The organism is Collinsella aerofaciens (assembly GCF_015670745.1).
Taxonomy (GTDB): Bacteria; Actinomycetota; Coriobacteriia; order Coriobacteriales; family Coriobacteriaceae; genus Collinsella; species Collinsella aerofaciens_T.
On sequence record NZ_JADPCH010000036.1, the window covers coordinates 1 to 7225 of the forward strand.

At 60.3% G+C, this 7225-nt stretch carries 4 protein-coding genes; all 4 read left to right on the top strand.

Features of this window, described 5'->3' with window-relative positions; all coding sequences use genetic code 11:
• Positions 1-115 precede the first annotated feature (115 nt).
• The 4 genes from hisS to larD all read left to right on the top strand — a co-directional run bounded on the left by hisS (position 116) and on the right by larD (position 7023).
• Positions 116-1429, top strand: a complete 1314-nt coding sequence (gene hisS / locus I4W07_RS09020; RefSeq protein WP_117640032.1) for a histidine--tRNA ligase — start codon at positions 116-118, stop codon at positions 1427-1429.
• 257 nt (positions 1430-1686) lie between these two features.
• Positions 1687-4500 carry a phosphoenolpyruvate carboxylase gene (locus I4W07_RS09025; protein WP_411160856.1) on the top strand — a complete coding sequence of 938 codons (2814 nt, stop codon included), beginning with the start codon at positions 1687-1689 and terminating at the stop codon, positions 4498-4500.
• A 464-nt stretch (positions 4501-4964) separates the two neighbouring features.
• Entirely contained in the window at positions 4965-6242 is a 1278-nt protein-coding gene (larA, locus tag I4W07_RS09030; RefSeq protein ID WP_196026414.1) for a nickel-dependent lactate racemase, read from the top strand.
• Between the two features lie 49 nt (positions 6243-6291).
• The gene (gene larD / locus I4W07_RS09035; RefSeq protein WP_196026415.1) at positions 6292-7023 is read left to right on the top strand and encodes a D/L-lactic acid transporter LarD; all 732 of its coding nucleotides are present in this window, start codon (positions 6292-6294) and stop codon (positions 7021-7023) included.
• The last annotated feature ends 202 nt before the right edge of the window (positions 7024-7225 follow it).

The following is a 7225-nucleotide window of genomic DNA, read 5'->3' on the forward strand; positions in this document are numbered from 1 at the left end:
GTCTGACCGAACGAGTCCCCATACCCTCGTTCGGTCAGACGCACCGCCGCGTTGCTGCTTTGTGCCGTATAATGTCCACTACCTATGACGCGATACAAAAGAAAGGTGTTTGCCCATGCAGGCACAGAAGGCGGAGGGAACCCGCGACCTTATCGGCGCCGAGATGCGCGCTTGGCAAAAGATGCAGCAGATTGCGGCCGGCGTGTTTGAGCCGTTTGGTTTTAAACCCATCGAGACGCCCGCGATCGAGCAGGTGGACGTGTTTGTCCACGGTATCGGCCAGTCGACCGACGTCGTGCGCAAGGAAATGTTCCGCGTGTTCAGCGGTGCCAACCTGGAGCGCGTCTTTACCGAGGGCACCGACACCAAACTCAAGCCCAAGCAGCGCTTGGCACTTCGCCCCGAGGGCACGGCCGGCGTGGTGCGCGCTGTCGTCGAGAACAATCTGGTGCCCCAGGGCTCCACGCCGTTTAAGGCGTACTACGCCGAGGCCATGTTCCGCGGCGAGCGTCCCCAGAAGGGCCGCCTGCGCCAGTTCCACCAGGTGGGCATCGAGTGGCTCGGCGCTCCCGATCCGGCGGCAGATGCCGAGTGCATCATCATGCTCATGGAGTTCTACAAGCGCCTGGGCTTCGATCTTTCCAAGCTTCGTCTGCTCATCAACTCGATGGGTGACGCCCAGTGCCGTCCGGCTTATCGCGAGCAGGTTAAGCAGTTCATTCTCGACCACGCCGACGAGATGTGCGATGAGTGCCGCGAGCGCGCCGAGCTCAACCCGCTGCGTGCCTTCGACTGCAAGAACGACCACTGCCGCGAGATCATGGCCGAGGCTCCGCTGATGGGTGACAACCTGTGCGATGAGTGCCGCGAGCACTACGAGCAGGTCAAGCGCTATCTGGATGCCGCCGGTATCGAGTATGTCGAGGATCCCACCTTGGTGCGCGGCCTGGACTACTACACCCGTACTGTCTTTGAGGTCGAGGCCCCTGGCGCCGGTGTCGGCTCCATCGGCGGCGGCGGCCGCTACGATGGCCTGGTCGAGCTCGAGGGTGGCAAGCCCACGGCGGGCGTCGGCTTTGCTGTCGGTTTTGAGCGCGCCCTGCTGGCCCTGCAGGCCTTTGGCAGCGATTTGGGTGCCGATGAGGCCCCGTGCGTCTATGTCGCCAACGCCGGCAAGGAGCTGCGTCAGAACGTCTTCGCCATTACGCAGGAGCTTCGCGCCGCAGGTATCGTGACCGAGGCCGACTATCAGGGTCGTTCGCTCAAGGCCCAGTTTAAGCAAGCCGATAAGGTAGGCGCCAAGCTCATCTTGGTCCTGGGTGGCGACGAGCTTGCCGCCGGCAAGGTCAAAGTGCGCGACATGCAGAGCCATGACGAGGTGCTCGCCGATCTGGACAACGTCGTCGAGGCGGTTCGCGAGCGCCTGTAGCGCATCTTTTTGAGCTTCGGGCCTGCTAACGTGCCCTGCTCATGGAGAGCGATTGTTACGGGGGTGTTTCGCTTTTATGCGGAATGCCCCCGTTTACGTATGCCGCCCACCGAGAAATACGACCATTTAGGGCAAAAACCTTTGCAATGCAGAAAATACTTTTGTGTGGTAAAGCGCAATCAGTGTCGAAAGTATTTCTCAAGCGCCTATAATGAATACCGCATGTTACGTGCATAGAAGGAGGAATGGGAGGAAACGTGGCTGAGAACCTAAGCAACCAGTCTGTACCCGAAGCCGCGGCGCGCGTCGCTGCCGTGGTCAACCGCCTCGTTAACCGAATCGGCTCGAATGCCGAGTCCAGGGAGCGTCTCGCCGAGATCGAGATCCCCGAGGAGCTGCGCGACAATCTGGCGCTGTTCTTGCGCCTGGAGCGCCGTGTGCTTAGCGAGTATGATCCCGAGATCGCGGACCTGTTCGACAAGATTTTGACAGCCGAGATTGTGGTCAATGCCGGCAACCCCGGTACCTGCGCTGCCGACGAAGCCGTCGACGAGCAGGGCGTGCCCACCGCCGACGAGCCCACTGCCGTGGCATTTCGTGAGGTCGTCGATTTGATCGACAGCCTGCCGCTCGATAAGCAGCAGGTCATTGTCCGCGCCTTTACGAGCTTTTTCCATCTGGCAAACCTGTCGGAGGAGAACTACCGTGTGGCGCAGCTGCGCGAGCGCGAGGCCGGTGCGTCGACCGATACCGAGGTCGATCCTGCCAACGAGCTTACCGTTGCCTATCACCAGCTGGTGAATGAGCTGGGTGTCGAGGGTGCCAACGAGCTGCTCGACAAGCTCGAGTTCCACCCTGTCTTTACCGCACATCCCACCGAGGCCCGTCGTAAGGCCGTCGAGGGCAAGATCCGCCGTATCTCCAACCTGCTGGAGGAGCGTCCGCGTCTGGGCGGCTCCGACCTGGTGGAGAACGAGCGCCATATGCTGCAGGAGATCGACGCCCTGGTGCGTACGAGCCCCATCGCGCTCAAGAAGCCCACGCCGGTCGAGGAGGCCGATACCATCATCGACATCTTCGATAACACGCTGTTCGACGTTATCCCCGTTATCTATCGTCGTTTTGACGATTGGGTGCTGGGCGACAAGGCCGGTACTGTGCCGCCGCTGTGCCCGGCGTTCTTCCATCCCGGCAGCTGGATCGGTTCCGACCGCGACGGTAACCCCAACGTCACCGCCAAGGTGAGCCGTGAGGTCGCCGCCAAGTACTTTACGCACATGGTGCTCAAGCTCGAGGACAAGTGCCGCCACATCGGCCGCAACCTCACGCTCGAGGCTACCTACAGCAAGCCGTCGGCCGAGCTCATTAACCTGTGGAACCATCAGGTCGAGATGAGCCCTCGGTACACGGCCCGCGCCGAGCTGATCTCCGAGCACGAGCCGCATCGCGCCGTCATGCTCGTCATGGCCGACCGTCTGAACGCCACCGTGCGCCGTATCACCGACACCATGTACCACAGCGCCGACGAGTTCCTGGATGACCTGCGCGTCGTCCAGCGTTCGCTGGCCGCCTGCGGTGCCGTCCGTGCCGCCTACGGCCCGGTCCAGACCATCATCTGGCAAGTCGAGTCCTTCGGCTTCCATATGGTCGAGATGGAGTTCCGTCAGCACTCCGTGGTGCATGCCCGCGCCCTCAAGGATATCCACGAGAACGGTATCCATGGCGACCTGCAGCCCATGACGCGCGAAGTCATCGATACCTTCCGTGCTATCGGCTCCATCCAAAAGCGCTACGGCAAGAAGATGGCGCACCGCTACATCATCTCGTTTACCAAGAGCGCCCAGCATGTGGCTGACGTCTTCGAGCTGGCCCACCTGTCCTTCGCACACGAGGAAGATGTCCCCGAGCTCGACGTGATCCCGCTATTCGAGCAGCTCGAGGACCTCGAGGGCTGCGTCGACGTGCTCGACCAGATGCTTACGCTGCCCGTGGTGCAGAAGCGTCTTGCCCAGACCAACCGCCGCATGGAGGTTATGCTGGGCTATTCCGACTCCTCCAAGGATGCCGGTCCTACCACGGCCATGCTCGCGCTGCACTCCGCGCAGGAGCGTATCGCCAAGTGGGCAGAGAAGAACGATATCGACCTGGTGCTCATGCACGGTCGCGGCGGCGCCGTGGGCCGTGGCGGCGGCCCGGCCAACAAGGCCGTGCTGGCGCAGCCCAAGGGTTCGGTCAACTGCTTCTTTAAGCTCACCGAGCAGGGCGAGGTCATCTTTGCCCGTTATGGCAACCGCACGCTGGCACAGCGCCATGTTGAGTCCGTTGCCGCCGCAACGCTTTTGCAGTCGGCCCCGAGTGTCGAGAAGACCAACACCGAGACCACGCAGAAGTTCTGGGATATGGCCGAGAAGCTCAACGCCGCAAGCCACGAGCGCTATCTGGACCTGCTGAACACCGAGGACTTTACACCGTGGTTCTCGACCGTTACGCCGCTGACCGAGGTCGGTCTGCTGCCGATCGGCTCGCGTCCCGCCAAGCGCGGCCTGGGTGCCAAGTCGCTCGACGACCTGCGTACCATTCCGTGGATTTTCAGCTGGAGCCAGGCACGCATTAACCTGGCCGCTTGGTACGGTCTGGGCACCGCGTGCGAGCAGTTTGGCGATCTGGACCAGCTTAAGGCTGCCTACCAGGAGTGGCCGTTCTTCCGCACCTTTATCGACAACATCGAGATGTCGATTGCCAAGACCGACCAGCGCATCGCCAAGATGTATCTGCACCTGGGCGATCGCCAGGATTTGTCCGAGAAGGTCTTCACCGAGATGCAGCTCACGCGTAAGTGGGTCCTTGCCATCGTCGGTGACGAGTGGCCGCTGCAGCGCCGCCGCGTGCTCGGCTGTGCCGTCCGCGTCCGTAACCCCTATGTCGACGCCCTATCCATCGCTCAGGTCCGCGCCCTTCGCGAGGTGCGTATGAACCAGGATGAGATGGCCGAGGAGAAGAAGGCCGAGTACATGAGCCTGATTCTTTCAACTGTGACCGGCGTCTCGGCAGGTTTGCAGAACACGGGGTAATCGATAGCCCTGTAGTCGTCCGGGCCCGCCATTAGCTTACTTTTAGGCACGTCCTCGGACATGCAAGAAGCCCTCGTTGCGCACTTCGTGCGGCGAGGGCTTCTTGCGTCCTGCGGAGTGTGCCTAAAAGTAAGCTAATGGCGGGCCCTACGATGTCCGGTCTTCGGCGGATTACTGCTGGGGGAATATTGGCGCGCTCCGCGCGTTTTGGATGGGGTCTGTCCCGGCGGCGCGTTTGGCGCTTCGCGCCTCGCGTCTTATCGATCGGGATTGAGATGCATTTGGCGCTTCTCGCCTTACGACTGTAGCGGCCGCGGTCCCGATTGGGATCGCGGCCGTTTTGTTGTGGGTCAAATATGAACGTTGTGTTAATGAGTCGGTGGGCGGTGGAGTTTTTCGGTGAGCGGCGTATCCTTCCAACGGTTTAACTAGTGTGTCAGTTGAAAGGAAGAGGGCGCTCGTCGTTGTTTGAATGTGAACTGCCGTTTGACCGCAAGACGTTGCATCTGGAGCTCGAGGATAAAAACTTCGCCGGTGTGATGGAAGGTCACCAAAACGAGTTTAAGACCACGAAATCGCAGGAAGAGCTGGTAGAGGAGTCGCTTGCCAACCCTTATGGCTCGCCTTCGCTCGAGGAGCTTTGTGCTGGCAAGAAGGATATTGTCATCATTAGCTCCGACCATACGCGCCCCGTTCCCTCGCGTGTGACGATGCCTATTCTGCTGCATCACATCCACTCCGCTGCGCCCGAGGCTCGCGTGCGTATTCTGGTTGCTACGGGTATGCATCGTCCGTCGACGCACGAGGAGCTTGTCAACAAGTACGGCGAGGAGATCGTTGCCAACGAGGAAATCGTTATGCACGTCGCGACTGACGACAGCATGATGAAGAAGATCGGCACCCTGCCCTCTGGCGGCGAGTGCATTATCAACAAGATTGCTGCCGATTGCGATCTGCTGCTTGCCGAGGGCTTCATTGAGCCGCACTTCTTTGCCGGTTTCTCTGGCAGCCGCAAGTCCGTCCTTCCCGGTATCGCCAGCTACAAGACCATCATGTACAACCACAACGGTCAGTTTGTGAATGATTCCCACTCGCGTGCTGGCAACCTGTGCCACAACCACGTGAGCGAGGACATGTTTGCTGCTGCCGAGATGGCTCACCTTGCCTTTGTGCTTAACGTGGTGCTCAACGGCAAACACGAGGTCATTGGCTCCTGTGCCGGCGACATCCACAAGGCACACGAGGCTGGCTGCGAGTTCGTGAAGAGCCTTGCCGGCGTTGAGCCCGTCGAGTGCGAGATTGCTATCACCACCAACGGCGGCTACCCGCTCGACCAGAACATCTACCAGGCCGTGAAGGGCATGTGCGCTGCCGAGGCCACACTTCCCGAGGGCGGCGTGATCATCGATGTCGCCGGTTGCGCCGACGGTCACGGTGGCGAGGGCTTCTATCACAACATCGCCGACAACGATCCGGCAGAGTTTGAGCGTGCCTGCATCGACCGTCCTAAGGACGAGACCCTGCCCGACCAGTGGACGAGTCAGATCTTTGCCCGCATCCTGGCACATCATCCTGTGATCATGGTCACCGACTTGTGCGATCACCAGATGATCAAGGATATGCACATGACGCCGGTCAACACCCTCGAGGAAGCGCTCAAGCTCGCCTTTGAAATGAAGGGTGCCGATGCCAAGGTTGCCGTCATTCCCGATGGCCTGGGCGTTGTCGTCGCGCAGCACTAGTGCGTGGCCCAAACGAATCGTTTATAACCGACAAGAAAGATAAGGTTTTATGCTTACCAAACTCCTCTGCGAATTCGGCGCAACGGCCCTCATGATTATCTTTGGCGTGGGCGTGCACTGCGATACCGTGCTCAAGGGCACCAAGTATCAGGGCTCCGGCCATATGTTTGCCATCACCACCTGGTCTTTTGGCATCTCGGTCTGCCTGTTTGTCTTTGGTGGCGCCGTGTGCATGAACCCGGCTATGGTGCTTGCCCAGTGCATCGTCGGCCTGGTGCCGTGGAGCAGCTGCATCCCCTTCATGATTGCCGATATGCTCGGCGGCTTTGTGGGCGCCGTAATCGCTTGGCTTATGTATGCCGATGAGTTCAAGGCTTCCGAGGGCGTCGTCGACCCCATTGCCCAGCGCAACATCTTCTCGACCAACCCCACCACCGAGGGCACGAACTATGCCCGCAACTTCTTCTGCGAGGCTATTTGCACCTTCGTGTTCATCAGCGCCATCCTTGCTGCCGCTAACCGCGCCGGCGAGAACGTTCTGATGCTCGCCATCTGCGTCGGCCTGATCGTTTGGGCCGTTGGCATGGGCATGGGCGGCATCACCGGCTTCGCCATGAACCAGGCTCGTGACCTTGGTCCTCGCATGGCCTATCAGGTGCTGCCGATCAAGAACAAGGCTGACAACAACTGGAAGTACGGCCTGCTCGTTCCTGGCATCGCTCCGTTTGTCGGCGCTGCTCTGGCTGCGCTGTTTGTGCATGGTTTCTTGGGCATGTTCTAGTCTGAGGCTACATAGGTTGTCCGCCGTCCGCATGGGGTAACTTCCCAGCGCGTCCTCGGACATGAAAGAACCCCCGCTGCGCACTTGAACTGCCTCCCATTTCTTGGACATGAGAAATGGGAGGCTTTTTATGCGTGTCGACTTGAGGGTGAAGCACGACATCGAGGCCAGGAAGGCGGCAATCGGGCTCTTCGAGCGAGGC

Coding starts and splice junctions, on each gene's coding strand:
- hisS (WP_117640032.1), top strand. CDS start 116: ATGCAGGCACAGAAGGCGGAGGGAACCCGCGACCTTATCGGCGCCGAG.
- larD (WP_196026415.1), top strand. CDS start 6,292: ATGCTTACCAAACTCCTCTGCGAATTCGGCGCAACGGCCCTCATGATT.